We start from the raw sequence: 14,684 nt of genomic DNA on the forward strand, positions 1-14,684 counted from the left end.
TGAACCTACCGCCGCCGAGGCCCAGACCGCCATCGCCGAGGAATTCGGCTTCTTCGGCGACTGGTCCGAGCGCTACCAGTACCTGATCGACCTCGGCCGCAAGCTGCCGGCCTTCCCGGAAGAATGGAAGACCGAAGAGCATCGCCTGCTCGGCTGCCAGTCGATGGTCTGGATCGTGCCGGAAGGAAATGCGCAGTCGCTGCGCTTCCATGCCATCAGTGATTCGGCCATCGTCTCCGGCCTGATCTTCCTGGCGCTGCGCGTGTACTCCGGGCGCTCGGCGCGGGAGATCCTGGCCACCGAACCGAGCTATATCCAGGACATCGGCCTGGCCCGCCACCTGTCTCCGACCCGCAGCAATGGTGTGGCTGCGATGCTGGCCTTCATCCGCGAGACCGCGCAGACCCAGCTGCAGCGCGATCCGTCGTGAACGAGCCTGCCACAGCCGAGGACACCGCGCTGGGCCTGCTGTCCCGGCCCGGCTTCGCCAAGCTGCTGGCCTACCGCATCTTCGCGATGCTGTCCTACCAGGTGGTGGCAGTCACCGTCGGCTGGCACATCTACGAAGTCACCCGCAATCCGTTCTCGCTGGGCCTGATCGGTCTGGCCGAGGTGCTGCCGTTCTTTTGCGTGGCGCCATTCGCCGGCTACCTGGTCGACCATCTGCCGCGGCGTCGGTTGGGCATGGCGGCCTGTTCCGGGCTGATCGCCACCGCGCTGGTACTGACCAGCGTGGCCAAGGGCTGGCTGCCGTTTGAAGGCGTGTGGCCCATCTATGCAGCCATCGCCCTGACCGGCATGGTCCGCGCCTTCCTGTCACCTATCTACAACGCACTGTTCGCCCGCGTGCTGGCCCGCGATCAGTTCGCGCGCGGCGCAGGCCTCGGCGCGGTGGTGTTCCAGGCCGGCATGGTCGCCGGCCCGGCGCTGGGCGGCGTGCTGGTCGGCTTCGGCGGCAAGGGCCTCTCCTACGCGGTGGCTACGGCCTTTGCGCTGGTGGCGATGGCCTGCCTGGCTACATTGAAGGTGGAAGAACCGGTGCACACCGGTCCCGCCGCGCCGATCTTCAAGAGCATTGCCGAAGGCGCGCGCTTCGTGGTCGGCAACCGGATCATGGTCGGGGCGATGGCGCTGGACATGTTCTCGGTGCTGCTGGGCGGCGTGGTGGCGATGCTGCCGGCCTTCCTGCACGAGATCCTGCACCACGGTCCGGAAGGCCTGGGCATCCTGCGCGCGATGCCGGCGCTCGGTTCGGTGTGCGTGGGCCTGTGGCTGGCCCGCCACCCGCTGCACCGCAATGCCGGCCGCGTGTTGCTGTTCGCGGTGGGCGGGTTCGGCCTGTGCGTGATCGGCTTCGGGCTGTCGCAGCACTTCTGGCTGTCGGCGCTGATCCTGCTGTTCTATGGTGCCTTCGATGGCGTCTCGGTGGTGATCCGCTCGACCATCCTGCAGTTGGCCACGCCGGAAGAAATGCGCGGACGTGTGTCGTCGATCAACGGCATCTTCATCAGTTCGTCCAACGAGCTGGGCGCGTTCTATGCAGGCACGATGGCGAAGCTGCTCGGCCTGGTGCCGGCCGTGGTGCTGGGTGGGTTCGCGGTGCTGAGCGTGGCCGGGATCACCGCGTGGAAGAACCCGACGCTGCGGAAACTGAATCTGCGTGATCTGCAGTGACCCTGCGGAGAGCGCGTTCGGCGGCGCCGGGCGTTTGACTGGCCACGTCACTTTCCCTCGATGAATGGGTTTGTCACTTTCTTTGCGCGCGCAAAGAAAGTAACCAAAGAAACGCGCCGCCATCCGCGAGCCGGCGCTGCGCGCCGGTGCCCTGTGCTCCTCGGTGAATCAGGGGACGGCGCCGAACTCGCTGCGCTCAAACAGCGGCGCCTCTTCGCCCCCGATTCCCCTGCGGTGCTCGGCTCGCTACAAGGCGGACCCAAGTCAACGGCCACAACTGCCCGTGCCAGCCACGGTCGCTTACCAACGATCCCCCAACAAAAAACCCAGCCGAAGCCGGGTTTTCTGCATGACCATACAACGAGCGGGAATCAGTCGCCCTGCTGCTTCTGCAGGTGCTCCCAACGCTCCTGGGCGTCGATGGTGCGTTCAGCCGTGAGGCGCGCTTCGAGGCGCTCCAGGCCGATTTCTTCACCGGTGTCGACGCAGTAACCGTAGTCGCCCGCTTCCAGGCGCTTCAGGGTGCTGTCGATCTTGCCGATCAGCTTGCGGTAGCGGTCGCGGGTACGCAGTTCCAGCGAGTTCTCGGTCTCGCGGGTCGCACGCTCGGCTTCATCGCCGATGTCACGCACTTCCTCGCGCAGGTTCTCGATGGTCTGCTTGGACTCTTCGACCAGGTCCGCGCGCCAGTTCTGCAGGCGCTGGCGGAAATACTCCTGCTGCAGCGGGCTCATGTATTCCTCTTCCGAGGACGGCTTGTAGCCAGCCGGCAGGATCGGGCGGCCGGTGGCCTCGTCGGTCTTGTATTCGACCACCTTGTACTTGCTGCGCGGGGCCGGTGCTGCCGAGCGGGCGGCGACGGCCACGGCAACCTTGCCGACAGGGCGCGACACGGTCTTCGGGGCGGAATCGGATTTCACGGCGGTTTTGGCAGGCGATTTCGAAACGGGCACGGGATTCTTGGATTGCGGGGCCTTCGAAGCGGCAGGAGCGGCGGCCGGGGCCGGCTTGGAGGCCGGTTGGGCTGCTGCCACTGCCACGGTCTTGGCCGGGACAGGCTTGGCCGGAGCCGGCTTGGCAGCAGGCTTCGGTGCGGACTTCACTACTGGGGCCGGGGCCGGCTTTACGGCCGGTGCGGCAACATTCTTGGCACCCTTCTTTACAGCGGCAGGCGTGGCGACCGGCTTGGCCGCAGCGACCTTCTTTGCTACGGGCTTGGCGACCGGCTTGGCTGCAGCCTTCTTCACCACCGCCTTCGGCGCCGGCTTGGCGGCGGCCTTCTTGGCCACCGGCTTGGCGGCAGCTTTCTTCACCGGCGCAGCCTTGCTGACGGTCTTCTTCACCGGCGCCTTCTTGCTGACAGCGGCTGGCTTGGCCTTGGCGGGCGCAGCGGCTTTCTTCGCCACCGGCTTGGTTGCCTTGACCGGCGTTTTCTTTGCGGTGGCCTTCCTGGCCGCCGGTTGCGAGGACGCTGCCTTGGTCGCCGGCTTGCTGGCCGGCTTCTTGGCAACGGGCTTTGCCGCCAACTTCTTCACAACAGGCTTGGCGGTTTTCTTGGCGGCCGTTGCGGCCTTCTTTGCAGTTTTTTTAGCAGCCACGAAACGCTCTTCCTTGGATTCCCCGGGGCCCGGGAAAGCGGGCCTTTATAGCCTACCCGACCCGCAGCAGCAACCTCGGCACCCTGCTCCATTCAGTCCTGGAGCCAAGGCGCCCAATGGGCAGTCCGACGAACACGGACCGCCTTGCGCGGTACGGAACCTGGCCAGCACCCGACGGTGCTGGTACCGGTCGCAGGCCATCGGCGACATGCGACCAACGGCCCATCCTGCACAAATGCGGCCTTCATGCCAACTGGCATAAGATGACTGGGTGATCTCGCGCCTGCTCATTGCCCTGCTGCGCTTCTACAAGCGCTTCATCAGCCCCCTGCTGGGGCCGCGCTGCCGTTTCGTGCCGAGCTGTTCTGAATACGCGATGGATGCCATCTCCCGGCACGGGCCGCTGCGCGGCAGCTGGCTGGCGGCGCGCAGGCTGGGCCGCTGCCATCCGTTCCACCCCGGCGGCTTCGATCCGGTGCCCGAATCCACCCACGCCCCCTCTTGCCGTTGCACAGGAAAACACTGACATGTCCTCCACCCTCATCACCAACGCCCGGATGGTCAACGAAGGCCGCACCTTCGACGGCGACCTGCGCATCGAGAACGGCCGCATCGCGCAGATCGGCAACGGGCTCGCGCCGCGCAACGGCGAGCAGGTGGTGGACGCGGCCGGGCGCTGGCTGCTGCCCGGCATGATCGATGACCAGGTGCACTTCCGCGAACCGGGCTTGACCCACAAGGGCGACATCGCCAGCGAATCGGCGGCCGCCGTGGCCGGTGGCCTGACCAGCTTCATGGACATGCCCAACACCAACCCGCCGACGCTGGATTCGACCATCCTGGAAGCCAAGTACGAGCTCGCGCGCGGCCGCGCCTGGGCCAACTACGGCTTCTACCACGGTGCCAGCAATGACAACCTGGACGCGATCCGTGCGCTGGACCCGAAGAAAGCCCCGGGCGTGAAGGTGTTCATGGGTGCTTCGACCGGCAACATGCTGGTCGACAACCCGGAAACGCTGGACGCGATCTTCCGCGAATGCCCGACCCCGATCATCACGCACTGCGAAGATACGCCGATGATCGATGCCAACCTCAAGGCCTTCCAGGGAAAGTACGGTGATGCGCTGACCCCGGACATGCACCCGGACATCCGTTCGCGCGAAGCGTGCATCAAGTCGACCCGCCTGGCGATGTCGCTGGCGCGCAAGCACGGCACCCGCCTGCACGTACTGCACATCTCCACCGCCGATGAGCTGGCGCTGTTCGAGAAGGGCCCGCTGATCCGCGCCGATGGCAGCCGCAAGCAGATCACCGCCGAAACCTGCGTGCACTTCCTGCACTTCGCGCGCCCGGACTACGCGACCAAGGGCAACCTGATCAAGTGCAATCCGGCGATCAAGGAAGTGTCCGACCGCGAGGCAATCACCGCTGCGCTGGCCGATGACGTGCTGGACGTGCTGGCCACCGACCACGCGCCGCACACCTGGGAGGAGAAGCAGAAGCCCTACGCGCAGGCGCCGTCGGGCCTGCCGCTGGTGCAGTACGCGCTGGTGGCCGCGCTGGAGCGGGTGCACGAAGGCAAGCTGACCCGCGAGCAGGTGGTGCAGAAATTCGCACATGCGCCGGCGCAGCTGTTCGACGTGGAAGAACGCGGCTTCCTGCGCGAAGGCTACTTTGCCGACCTGGTGCTGGTGGAGGACGTGCCGTTCACCGTCAAGCGCGAGGACGTGCTGTCCAAGTGCGGCTGGTCGCCGTTTGAAGGCACCACTTTCCGCTCGCGCATCGCCTCCACCTGGGTCAACGGCCAGCTGGTGTGGGACGGCAGCAAGCTGGTGGGCGAACCCGCCGGCCAGCGCATGACCTACGACCGCTGATGCGTTCGGCACTTCTGTTCGGAGCGCTGCTGCTGGCCGCGCCCCTGTTCACCGCACCGTCGGCGCAGGCACAGGACGGCATCGGCAGCCTGATCGACAGCCGCGTGGTGTTCCCGGCCAGTGCGTCACAGGGCGCGCTGGTGATCGGCAAGGTCCCCGCTGGCAGCCGCGTGCAGTACGCCGGCCGCCAGCTGCGGGTGAGCGGCTATGGCAGCGTCGTGTTCGGCATCGGCCGCGACGAGAAGGGTCCGCTGCACGTGCAGGTGCAACGCCCCGATGGTGGCAGCGAGACCGCAACCATCGCGGTGACGCCGCGCGACTGGCCCACCGAGCGGGTCAACGGGGTGCCACCGAAGACGGTCAATCCGCCGCCGGCGATCGCCGAGCGGATCAAGCGCGAACAGGCGCAGGTAACCGCTGCACGTTCGCGCGACGACGACCGTACCGACTTCACCCAGACCTTCATCTGGCCGGTCCAGGGCCGCATCAGCGGCCGCTTCGGCAATGCGAGGGTGTACAACGGCCAGCCCGGTGCCGGTCATTCCGGCATGGACATCGCGGTGCCGACCGGCACGCCGGTAAAGGCACCGGCCGCCGGCATCGTCACCTTCGCCGGCCCCGACCTGTACCTGACCGGTGGCACGTTGCTGCTCGACCACGGTTTCGGGGTCAGCTCCAACTTCCTGCACCTGTCGCGCATCGACGTAAAAGTCGGCGACCGTGTGGAGCAGGGTCAGGTGATCGCTGCCGTCGGCGCCACCGGCCGTGCCACCGGCCCGCACCTGCACTGGGGCATGAACTGGTTCGAGACCCGTATCGACCCGCTGCTGGTGCTGGAGCGCAAATAACGCCCATCGCCCGGTGCAGCGGTGAGCCACTGTTGTAGAGCCGAGCCCACGCTCGGCTGCTGTCGCGCAGAGATGAGCCGAGCATGGGCTCGGCTCTGCAGACAGCATTCAATCAACCGCGCGAGGTAGCGCCGGGCCATGCCCGGCGGAGCGCGGGATCAGCCGCGCGCCGCCCACCACACGCGCAGCAACGTGCGCACCGGAGTGGCTTCGATTGGCTTGCCTGCGGCCTGCGCGGCCACACGGGCACGCGCCAGGCTGGACCACACGCGGCGCGGGCGCGGGCCGGGCACGCGGGTGCCCCACCCCTTCAACAGGTGTTGCGCCCAGCGCTGCGCAGCCGTGCTGGCATCACCGTCCAGCAGGCTGCGCGGCACACCGGCCACGCCCGCATCCTGCAGGCGCTGGGCGAGCGTCTGCAGTTGCACCGCACGACTGGCGCCGCTGCGCGGCTTGTCCGCGAACAAGGTTGCCTCCACTGCGGCTACGGCCTCGGCGTAGTTGGCCAGCGCGCGCTCGGCGTCGGCCGCATCGGGCGCGACGGTGCGTGCTTCAACCAGATCCGGCAGCGCTTCGGCCAACTGCGCCCACGGCGCACGCACCGGCTCCAGCAGCCGGCCCAGCGGATGGCGCGAACGATGCCCGGCCCAACTGCGCAGCTCCTCGCCCCACCACGCCAGCTTGGCGTCGGCCGGCAACGGGTCGCCGCTTGTGTTGAGCATGTCGTCGAACTCCTGCAGCAGCGCAAACCACGCCACGGCCAGCTCGCGTTGTGATTCGGCCACGAACGGGGCGGCCACCGACCATTCCGGCCAACGGCTGCGCCACTTGTCGAGGAAACTGTCCAGCGCGGTACTGCTCACTACACCATTCCTTACGGCTGGGCCGGGGCTGCCGGCCGGGTCGGCCAGAGACTGGCCAGTTGCAGAAGTTCAGCGTTCTCGACCAGCACGTCGGCCTGCCAGGCCAGCGGATCGTCGCTGTGCAGGCGGTAGCCCCACAGGGCTGCCACCGACGGCATGGCCGCGGCCCGTGCGGCGATGATGTCGCGCTCGTCGTCACCCACGTACACGCAGTCTTCGGCAGCAACGCCAATGGCCTGCGCAGCGTGCAGCAGCGGCAGCGGGTGAGGTTTGCGCTCGGCCAAGCTGTCACCGCCGACCAGCACCGCGCAACGCTGCTGCCAACCATGTTGCGGCAGGATCAGGCGCGCCAGGTACTCCGGCTTGTTGGTGACGATGCCCCACACCGTACCGGCCTCATCCAGCGCGGCGAGCATGCCGGCCACGCCATCGAACAGCACCGCGTGCTGGCCGATCAACGCTTCGTAGCGCTGCAGGAATTCCGGGATCAGCGCGTCACGTGCGGCGACGTCCAGTTCCGGGAAGGCAGCCGAGACCATCGCCCGCGAGCCCTTCGACACCACCGGGCGCAGTGCGGCCGGATCGATGGGTGCACGACCACGTTCGGCCAGCATCGCGTTGCAGGTGGCGACGAAGTCCGGCGCGCTGTCCAGCAGAGTGCCGTCCAGGTCGAACAGCACCGCACGCGGGAAGCGGGCGGCGGTCATGCCGGCTTGACCGCGTAGGCCAGGTAGTTGATGTCGGTGCGGCTGCTCAGGCGGGCATGGTTGCGCCACGGCTCGTAGGCCATGCCGCTGACATCCACCAGCTGCAGGTCGGTTTCGCGCAGCCAGCGCGCCAGCTCGGCCGGCTTGATGAATTCCTGGTAGTGGTGCGTGCCCTTGGGCAGCAGGCGCGCCACGTACTCGGCGCCGACAATCGCCACCGCGAACGCGGCGGCGGTGCGGTTGATGGTCGACAGGAACAGGTGGCCGCCCGGCTTCAGCAGGCGATTGCAGGCGTCGATGATCGCGCCCGGGTCGGGCACGTGCTCAAGCATTTCCATGCAGGTGACCACATCGAAACTGCCCGGCTGCTCGGCGGCCAGATCCTCGGCGGCCTGCACGCGGTAGTCGACCTTGGCGCCGCTTTCCAGCGCATGCAGGCGCGCGACCTTGACCAGCTCCGGGGCCAGGTCGATGGCGGTGACGTCGGCGCCGGCCTGGGCCAGCGCTTCGCTCAGCAGCCCGCCACCGCAGCCGATGTCGAGCACACGCGCGCCACGCAGCGGCACGCGGTCGGCCACGTATTTCAGGCGCACCGGGTTCAGCGCATGCAGCGGCTTCTGCGGGCCGTCAGCGTCCCACCAGCGGTTGGCCAGCGCGGCGAACTTGTCCAGCTCGGCCTGATCGAAATTGGAGGAAGCGTGGGGGGCAGTCATGAGGGAGTCCTTGCGGCGCCGGGTTCAGGCGCGGATATGACGGATGCGCTCGCGCCACTGGCGCGCGTTGGCGATGATGCCCGGCAGGTCCATGCCGACCAGCTCGCGCTGCACCAGCTTCGGCTTGCCGGCGATCCAGACGTCGCTGACCTGCTGGCGGCCGGTGGCGTACACCAGTTGCGACAGCACGTTGTGCAGCGGCTGGGTTTCCAGTGCAGACAGGTCGACGCAGACCAGGTCGGCCTGCTTGCCGACTTCGATCGAGCCGATGCGGTCACCGAAGCCCAGCGCGCGTGCGCCACCCAGCGTGGACGCGCGCAGCGTGGTTGCCGCATCCAGTGCAGTGGCGTCGTCGGCCACGGCCTTGGCCAGGATCGCCGCGGTGCGGTTCTCGCTGAACATGTCCAGGTCGTTGTTGCTGGCGCAGCCATCGGTACCGATCGCCAGGTTCACGCCTGCGCGCTGCAGGGCGCAGGCCGGGCAGAAACCGGAGGCCAGCTTCAGGTTGGATTCCGGGCAATGCACCACGCTCACGCCGCGCTCGGCGCACAGGTGGATTTCCGCATCGGTCAGCTGGGTCATGTGCACCGCAATCAGGCGGTCGTTGACCAGGCCGAGCCGATCCAGCCGCGCCAGCGGGCGCTGGCCGTGCAGCCTGATCGAATCGGTGATTTCCTGCGCGGTCTCGTGGGTATGCAGGTGCACCTGCATGTCGAGCTGGTCGGACAGCATCCGCACCCGCTCGAAGTTGGCATCGTTGACCGTGTAAGGCGCATGCGGCGCGAACGCGGTGGCGATCAGCGGATCGGTGCGCCACTGGTCGTGCAGTTCACCGGCCTTGGCGAAGTACTCGTCGTCGGTCTTGGCCCAGGCGGTGGGGAAATCGATGATGACCGCGCCCACCAGCGCGCGGAAACCGTGTTTCTTGTAGACCGCGGCCTGCACGTCGCCGAAGAAGTAGTTCTCGTTGGCGCAGGTGGTGCCGCCGCGCAGCATCTCGGCGATGGCCAGGGTGGTGCCGTCGGCAACGAATTCGGGGCCGATCACCGCCGCTTCCACCGGCCAGATGTGCTGCTGCAGCCAGGTCATCAGCGGCAGGTCGTCGGCGACGCCGCGCAGCAGGGTCATCGGGTTGTGCGTGTGGGCGTTGACCAGGCCCGGCATCAGCGCGGCCTCGGGGCGACTGACCACCTGGGCGGCACGGAAGTGCGCGCGCGCCTCGGCACGCGGCAGGATGGCCACGATCTCGCTGCCACGCACGGCGACGGCATGGTCTTCCAGCACCACCGCATGCGGCTCGATCGGAACGACGTAACCGGCTTCGATGAGCAGGTCGCAGGCTTCGGGGAGGTGCGGGCTATCGCTCATGCGGGCTCACTGGCTATTGGAGAAGGGCCTGGCGGGAGGCGGTAGCGCCGGGCCATGCCCGGCGGCTGTCCGCTGCGGCGCCATGGGCGCCAGCAACGGGTCCGGGCGGCGCCCGGAAAGCCGAGCGCGGGCTCGGCTCTACAGTGAGGTCGGCCAACCGCCGGAACCTTATTTGACGCGTGCGGAATATTCGCCCGAACGGGTGTCGACGCGGATCACTTCGTCCTGGTTGACGAACAGCGGCACGCGGACCACGGCGCCGGTTTCCAGGGTGGCCGGCTTGCCGCCGCCGCCCGAGGTGTCGCCACGGACGCCCGGATCGGTTTCGGTGATCTTCAGCTCGACGAAGTTCGGCGGCTGCACGAAGATCGGCTCACCGTTCCACAGGGTGACCACGCAGGACTCCTCGCCCTTCAGCCACTTCTCGGCGCCGCCCATGCCTGCCTTGGTGGCCTGGACCTGCTCGAAGGATTCCGGGTCCATGAAGTGCCAGTACTCACCGTCGCTGTACATGAAGTTCATGTCGGTATCGACGACGTCGGCTGCATCCAGCGAGTCAGTCGACTTCATGGTGACTTCTTGGGTACGGCCGTCCTTGATCAGGCGGTACTTCACGCGGGTGAAGGCCTGGCCCTTGCCCGGCTTGACGTATTCGGTGTCGATGATGACTGCCGGTTGGTTGTTGACCAGGATCTTCATCCCGTTCTTGACGTCGTTCATGCCGTAGCTGGCCATGCGTAAACTCCTGAGTGGCAAAAACGCCGCGGGTGCGGCGAGCCGTTAGAATGGAAAGCCCACCGGGTGCCGGTGGGCGACTGTTTTTCTGCCCCCATGATAACCGCAGGCCCCCTCTCCATGCAGCTTTCCGCCTTCCCCCGGCCCCAGTCGCCCGGTGCGCCCGCGCGCTGGCAGCAGCTCTGGCGCCAGGCACTGCGCGACCCGCAGGCCCTGCTGGCCCGGCTGCAGCTGGACCCGACGGCACTGGGCGTCTCCGAAGTGGCCATGGCCCAGTTCGCGCTGCGCGTGCCGGAGGGCTTCGTGGCCCGCATGCGCAAGGGCGATCCGGCCGATCCGCTGCTGCGGCAGGTGCTGCCGATCGACGAGGAAATGCGCCCGGCGCCCGGGTTCAGCTTCGATGCGGTGGGTGATGGTGCGGCCAAGAAGGCCACCGGCGTCATCCAGAAGTACCGTGGCCGCGCCCTGCTGGTGGCGACGGGCAGCTGTGCGATCAACTGCCGCTACTGCTTCCGCCGCCACTTCGACTATGGCGCGGAGAACGCCGCCAAGGGCGGCTGGCAGGAGGCCGTAGCCGCCATCGCCGCCGACCCGGACATCGACGAGGTGATCCTGTCCGGCGGTGACCCGCTGTCGCTGGCCACGCACAAGCTGGTCGAGCTGACCGATGCCCTGCGCGCCATCCCGCATATCCACCGCCTGCGCATCCACACCCGGCTGCCGATCGTGCTGCCCGAGCGCGTGGACGATGAGCTGGTCTCCTGGCTGGGCAGTCTGCCCTGGCCGCTGGCGATCGTGGTCCACGCCAACCATGCCAATGAATTCGACGCCAGCGTGGACGCGGCGATGGCCCGCCTGCGCGCTACCGGCGCCCAACTGCTGAACCAGGCGGTGTTGCTGCGCGGGGTCAATGACAGCGTGCAGGCCCTGCAGGACCTAAGCGAGCGCAGCTTCGACGCCGGCGTGCTTCCCTACTACCTGCATCAGTTGGACCGGGTCGAGGGCGTGGCCCACTTCGAAGTGGATGACGCCCAGGCCAAGGCGCTGATTGCCGGCCTGACCGCGCGCCTGTCCGGTTATCTGATCCCGAAACTGGTGCGCGAACTGCCCGGCGACCCGAGCAAGCGTCCGCTGTAGCCCCAAAAAAGGGGACGGAGGGGATTAAGTCGCAAATGCATAAGCGACTTAATCCCCTCCGTCCCTTTTTTTGTGTCGGTCAGAGGCCCGATTCGATCATCCGCACCACTTCGGTGGCGGTCACCGGATGACTCAGCCAGTAGCCCTGGCCAAGATCGCAGCCGCGCTGCACCAGCAGGTCGAACTGCGCCTGCTGCTCGATGCCCTCGGCCACCACGGTGATGCCCAGTGCGTGGGCCATGGCGATGATCGCCGTGGTCAGCGCCAGATCGTCGGGATCGCGCTGCATGTCGGCCACGAAGCTCTTGTCGACCTTCACCCCGTCCACCGGTACCTGGCGAAGATGGCTGAGACCGGAGAAGCCGGTGCCGAAATCGTCCAGCCAGACCTTCACGCCGGTGCGGTGCAGCTTGTCCAGCAGCTGTGCGGCCACCATCTCGTCGCCGATCACGGCGGTTTCGGTCAGCTCCAGATGCAGGCGCGAGGCCGGTAGCCCGGACTCATGCAGGCACTGCGCCACCAGTGCCGGCAGTTCGCCGCCGCGCAACTGCCGTGGCGACACGTTGACCGACACGAACAGGTCGTCCCCGGCCGTCCCGCGCGGCCATTGCGCGGCCTCCATGCAGGCCGCACGCAGCACCTTCGGGCCGATGACTTCGATAAGGCCACTCTGCTCGGCCACCTCGATGAACACCGAAGGCGGGATCGTGCCCAGGGTCGGGTGCTGCCAGCGCAGCAGCACTTCAACGCCGACCATGCGGCGGTCGCGCATGCGGAAGATCGGCTGGTAGGCCAGGCGCAGTTCGCCGCGCTCCCAGGCGCCGCGCAGCTCCTGTTCCATATGCACGCGACGCTCGACTGCATGGTCCATCGCCCGGCTGTAATAGCGATAGCAGTTCTTGCCCGCCATCTTTGCCTGGTACATGGCAATGTCGCCGTTCTTCAGCAGGGTGGTGGCATCGGCCGCATCGTCAGGGAACAGGGTCACGCCGATCGAGGTACCCAGGAACAGTTCCCGGCCCTGCACCACCAGCGGCTTGCCCAGCTCCCGCACCAGCACTTCAGCCAGCAGCCGCGCATTTGCGGCAACATCACCATCGCCCACCAGGATCACGAACTCATCTCCGCCGAAGCGCGCCAACAGGGCTTCATCGCCCCCGGCTTCGGTGACCGCGCGATCGATACGCTGTGCAAACTGCAGCAGTGCTTCATCGCCAGCTTCGTGGCCAAGGGTGTCATTGACTCGCTTGAAGTCGTCGATATCGGCGAACAACAGGCCCAACCGGTGATTGGCGGCACGGGCAGCCATCAACCGATGATCAAGCGCCTCGCGGAATGCCAGCCGGTTGGTCAGCCCGGTCAACGCGTCGGTATAGGCCATGCGCCGCACTTCGCGGTCATGGCGGGCGATCGCATCACGCATGCGGGCAAAACCGCGCACCAGTTCACCCACCTCGTCGTCGCGGGTGTTCTCGGCCAGCGGCGTCTGGTAGTCGCCCGCCTCGATGCGACGGGCAGCGACGGCAAGATCACGGATCGGCGCAACCAGAGTACGCTGCACGTACAGGATCACGACCACGCCGATCACCACCAGTAGGCCCAGCATCAACAGCAGCCAGCCCAGGTGACGGCTGCCGACCTGCTGCAGGCGTTCGCCCAAGGTGGCGTTGGCTGCCTGCTCGCGCTGCTGCACCTCATCCAGCGCCATGCCGACGCGGACGCCGCCAATGCGCTGGTTGCCGACCATGATCGGCATGGTGTTGTCGAGCACCTTCGGCGACTCCTGCACGACCAGCGCCTGCGCAGCCGCGGCCCTGGGTGCAAGAGGATCAGCCATCGGCTGGCCGAAACCGGATACTTCGACCGAGCCGTCGTGAACCAGCCGGCCGCGTTCGTCGAACACCAGCACGTAGCGCACCACGGGCTGGCGCGCAGTACTGCGCACCAGTACGCCAACCTGGTCCAGATCACGGTAGTACAACGGGTTGGCCAGCGCATCGGACAACTCGCGCGCCATCGCCTCGCCGCGGCTGCGCACGCTGCGGTCGAACAATTCATGGATGACGCCACCGCTGAGGTTGCGCACCTCGCCCTGCATCGCCGCCTGCCGCCCCAACAACACTGCCAGGATCGCGATCACCACGACCATTGCCCCGCCCATCGCGAGCAGGAACCGGGCCTGCATCCCCGAGCCAAGCCACTTCATTCCACTTCCATCCGCACGCGCGTCAATCCCTGTTTCAATTCATCCAGCCGCTGCTGCGCATGCGCATCGACACGGTGGAACCCGGAAGTGCCAAAAAACCGATGCAGCGCTCCCCGTGCCCGCGGGTCGCCGGCCGCCTGCAGCAGCACTTCCTGCAGGCGATCGCGCACGCGTGGATCAAGGTCGGCGCGGACCATCTCCACCGCACGCGGGTAGGGTTCGGTGCGCAACAGCTCGCGGAAGTCGCGCCGGAACGCTGCTGGCATCCGCCGTTCGTCATTCCAGTCCACGCTGCTCACCGCTCCCACGTCAACCACCCCCTTGTGCACGAACGTCGCGATGTTCAGCTCGCTGCGTGCAAATACGTAGCCCACGCTATCTGGGCCCGGCATGTCCCATGCACCGGCCAGGATCTGCGGCGACAGGCCTTCCTGCAGCAACGTCATCACCGGCACCAGGTAGGCACTGGTGGACGCCGTGTTCTGCAGGGCCAGGCGATGGCCCCGCAGATCCTGCATGCGCTGGATCGGGCTGTCGCGGCGCACGAAGAAAACCGTCTGGTACTCCCGCACACCGTTGCGCTCGGTCAGCAGCAGCGGACGGGCGCCACTGCGCTGGCCCAGCGCGACCGCCGTACCCGAGGTTTCCGTGACCCAGTCGACACGACCGCGCCGCAGATAGCTGGCCATCTGCTGTGGATCGCGTGCCATCAGGATCCTCCCCTCCTTGATGCCAACGTCGTGCATGCGCGCCACCACGTAATCCAGCAAGTGCTGAAGCTGCTCGTAGTGGGCCTTGGGATCATCGCTGATCCGGCCCAGCACCAGCACGTGGTCCGGTGCTGCACGCACCGTCCCGGCCAGCAGGACCATGGCCAGGCTCAGCAGTCCCCCCTGCATTGCCTTTCGCAGACCCGACACAGGCTTCATCCCCCCCTGGGTATCCAGACAGACTACCCGAA

At 67.2% G+C, this 14,684-nt stretch carries 14 protein-coding genes; 6 read left to right on the forward strand and 8 right to left on the reverse strand.

What is annotated here, in order from left to right; all coding sequences use genetic code 11:
- Both N5C25_RS14860 and N5C25_RS14865 read left to right on the forward strand, forming a co-directional pair.
- Nucleotides 1–430: SufE family protein (locus N5C25_RS14860; protein ID WP_279937205.1), on the forward strand; the 430-nt coding region annotated here is incomplete at its 5' end.
- A complete protein-coding gene (locus N5C25_RS14865) occupies nt 427–1,674 on the forward strand; it encodes an MFS transporter (RefSeq protein ID WP_058979681.1) in 1,248 nt (415 codons plus the stop codon). The genes N5C25_RS14860 and N5C25_RS14865, both read left to right, overlap by 4 nt.
- 371 nt (nt 1,675–2,045) lie before the next feature.
- On the opposite strand, the gene dksA is transcribed toward N5C25_RS14865, so the two are convergent.
- A complete protein-coding gene (gene dksA / locus N5C25_RS14870) occupies nt 2,046–3,272 on the reverse strand; it encodes an RNA polymerase-binding protein DksA (protein WP_058979679.1) in 1,227 nt (408 codons plus the stop codon).
- Nucleotides 3,273–3,543: 271 nt separating this feature from the next.
- Between dksA and yidD the strand changes: the two genes are divergently transcribed.
- The 3 genes from yidD to N5C25_RS14885 are packed head-to-tail and all read left to right on the forward strand — an operon-like array spanning nt 3,544 to nt 5,994.
- The gene (gene yidD, locus N5C25_RS14875; RefSeq protein ID WP_005417723.1) at nt 3,544–3,798 is read left to right on the forward strand and encodes a membrane protein insertion efficiency factor YidD; all 255 of its coding nucleotides are present in this window, start codon (nt 3,544–3,546) and stop codon (nt 3,796–3,798) included.
- Between the two features lies 1 nt (nt 3,799).
- A complete protein-coding gene (locus N5C25_RS14880) occupies nt 3,800–5,146 on the forward strand; it encodes a dihydroorotase (RefSeq protein WP_279937206.1) in 1,347 nt (448 codons plus the stop codon).
- A complete protein-coding gene (locus N5C25_RS14885; RefSeq protein WP_167692754.1) occupies nt 5,146–5,994 on the forward strand; it encodes a M23 family metallopeptidase in 849 nt (282 codons plus the stop codon). Before N5C25_RS14880 ends, N5C25_RS14885 begins: the two co-directional genes overlap by 1 nt.
- 158 nt (nt 5,995–6,152) lie before the next feature.
- On the opposite strand, the gene N5C25_RS14890 is transcribed toward N5C25_RS14885, so the two are convergent.
- From N5C25_RS14890 to efp, 5 genes are all read right to left on the reverse strand, one after another.
- The gene (locus N5C25_RS14890) at nt 6,153–6,857 is read right to left on the reverse strand and encodes a squalene/phytoene synthase family protein (RefSeq protein WP_058979672.1); all 705 of its coding nucleotides are present in this window, start codon (nt 6,855–6,857) and stop codon (nt 6,153–6,155) included.
- 11 nt (nt 6,858–6,868) lie between these two features.
- The gene (locus tag N5C25_RS14895) at nt 6,869–7,564 is read right to left on the reverse strand and encodes a phosphoglycolate phosphatase (protein WP_058979670.1); all 696 of its coding nucleotides are present in this window, start codon (nt 7,562–7,564) and stop codon (nt 6,869–6,871) included.
- Nucleotides 7,561–8,277, reverse strand: coding sequence for a bifunctional 2-polyprenyl-6-hydroxyphenol methylase/3-demethylubiquinol 3-O-methyltransferase UbiG (gene ubiG, locus N5C25_RS14900; protein ID WP_279937207.1), 717 nt, complete (start codon nt 8,275–8,277; stop codon nt 7,561–7,563). Before ubiG ends, N5C25_RS14895 begins: the two co-directional genes overlap by 4 nt.
- A gap of 24 nt (nt 8,278–8,301) precedes the next feature.
- Nucleotides 8,302–9,645 carry a TRZ/ATZ family hydrolase gene (locus tag N5C25_RS14905; protein ID WP_058979666.1) on the reverse strand — a complete coding sequence of 448 codons (1,344 nt, stop codon included), beginning with the start codon at nt 9,643–9,645 and terminating at the stop codon, nt 8,302–8,304.
- A gap of 168 nt (nt 9,646–9,813) precedes the next feature.
- Nucleotides 9,814–10,380, reverse strand: a complete 567-nt coding sequence (gene efp / locus N5C25_RS14910) for an elongation factor P (protein ID WP_005410381.1) — start codon at nt 10,378–10,380, stop codon at nt 9,814–9,816.
- A gap of 96 nt (nt 10,381–10,476) precedes the next feature.
- Between efp and epmB the strand changes: the two genes are divergently transcribed.
- Nucleotides 10,477–11,517: an EF-P beta-lysylation protein EpmB gene (gene epmB / locus N5C25_RS14915; protein ID WP_262213279.1), complete on the forward strand. Its 1,041-nt coding sequence runs from the start codon at nt 10,477–10,479 to the stop codon at nt 11,515–11,517.
- Between the two features lie 79 nt (nt 11,518–11,596).
- Here the strand turns inward: epmB and N5C25_RS14920 are convergent, their stop codons facing one another.
- Nucleotides 11,597–13,723 carry an EAL domain-containing protein gene (locus tag N5C25_RS14920; protein WP_279937208.1) on the reverse strand — a complete coding sequence of 709 codons (2,127 nt, stop codon included), beginning with the start codon at nt 13,721–13,723 and terminating at the stop codon, nt 11,597–11,599.
- Complete coding sequence (locus N5C25_RS14925; protein WP_279937209.1) at nt 13,720–14,652, reverse strand: phosphate/phosphite/phosphonate ABC transporter substrate-binding protein; 933 nt, start codon at nt 14,650–14,652, stop codon at nt 13,720–13,722. The genes N5C25_RS14920 and N5C25_RS14925 overlap by 4 nt, the downstream gene beginning before the upstream one ends.
- Between the last annotated feature and the right edge of the window lie 32 nt (nt 14,653–14,684).

Source organism: Stenotrophomonas sp. GD03958 (assembly GCF_029839005.1).
GTDB lineage: Bacteria > Pseudomonadota > Gammaproteobacteria > Xanthomonadales > Xanthomonadaceae > Stenotrophomonas > Stenotrophomonas hibiscicola.

What these genes read in the sequence shown, in the direction of transcription:
- N5C25_RS14895 (WP_058979670.1), bottom strand. Translation starts at nt 7,564, where the DNA reads ATGACCGCCGCCCGCTTCCCGCGTGCGGTGCTGTTCGACCTGGACGGC.
- N5C25_RS14885 (WP_167692754.1), top strand. Translation starts at nt 5,146, where the DNA reads ATGCGTTCGGCACTTCTGTTCGGAGCGCTGCTGCTGGCCGCGCCCCTG.
- N5C25_RS14925 (WP_279937209.1), bottom strand. Translation starts at nt 14,652, where the DNA reads ATGAAGCCTGTGTCGGGTCTGCGAAAGGCAATGCAGGGGGGACTGCTG.
- epmB (WP_262213279.1), top strand. Translation starts at nt 10,477, where the DNA reads ATGATAACCGCAGGCCCCCTCTCCATGCAGCTTTCCGCCTTCCCCCGG.
- efp (WP_005410381.1), bottom strand. Translation starts at nt 10,380, where the DNA reads ATGGCCAGCTACGGCATGAACGACGTCAAGAACGGGATGAAGATCCTG.
- N5C25_RS14905 (WP_058979666.1), bottom strand. Translation starts at nt 9,645, where the DNA reads ATGAGCGATAGCCCGCACCTCCCCGAAGCCTGCGACCTGCTCATCGAA.
- N5C25_RS14920 (WP_279937208.1), bottom strand. Translation starts at nt 13,723, where the DNA reads ATGAAGTGGCTTGGCTCGGGGATGCAGGCCCGGTTCCTGCTCGCGATG.
- N5C25_RS14880 (WP_279937206.1), top strand. Translation starts at nt 3,800, where the DNA reads ATGTCCTCCACCCTCATCACCAACGCCCGGATGGTCAACGAAGGCCGC.
- ubiG (WP_279937207.1), bottom strand. Translation starts at nt 8,277, where the DNA reads ATGACTGCCCCCCACGCTTCCTCCAATTTCGATCAGGCCGAGCTGGAC.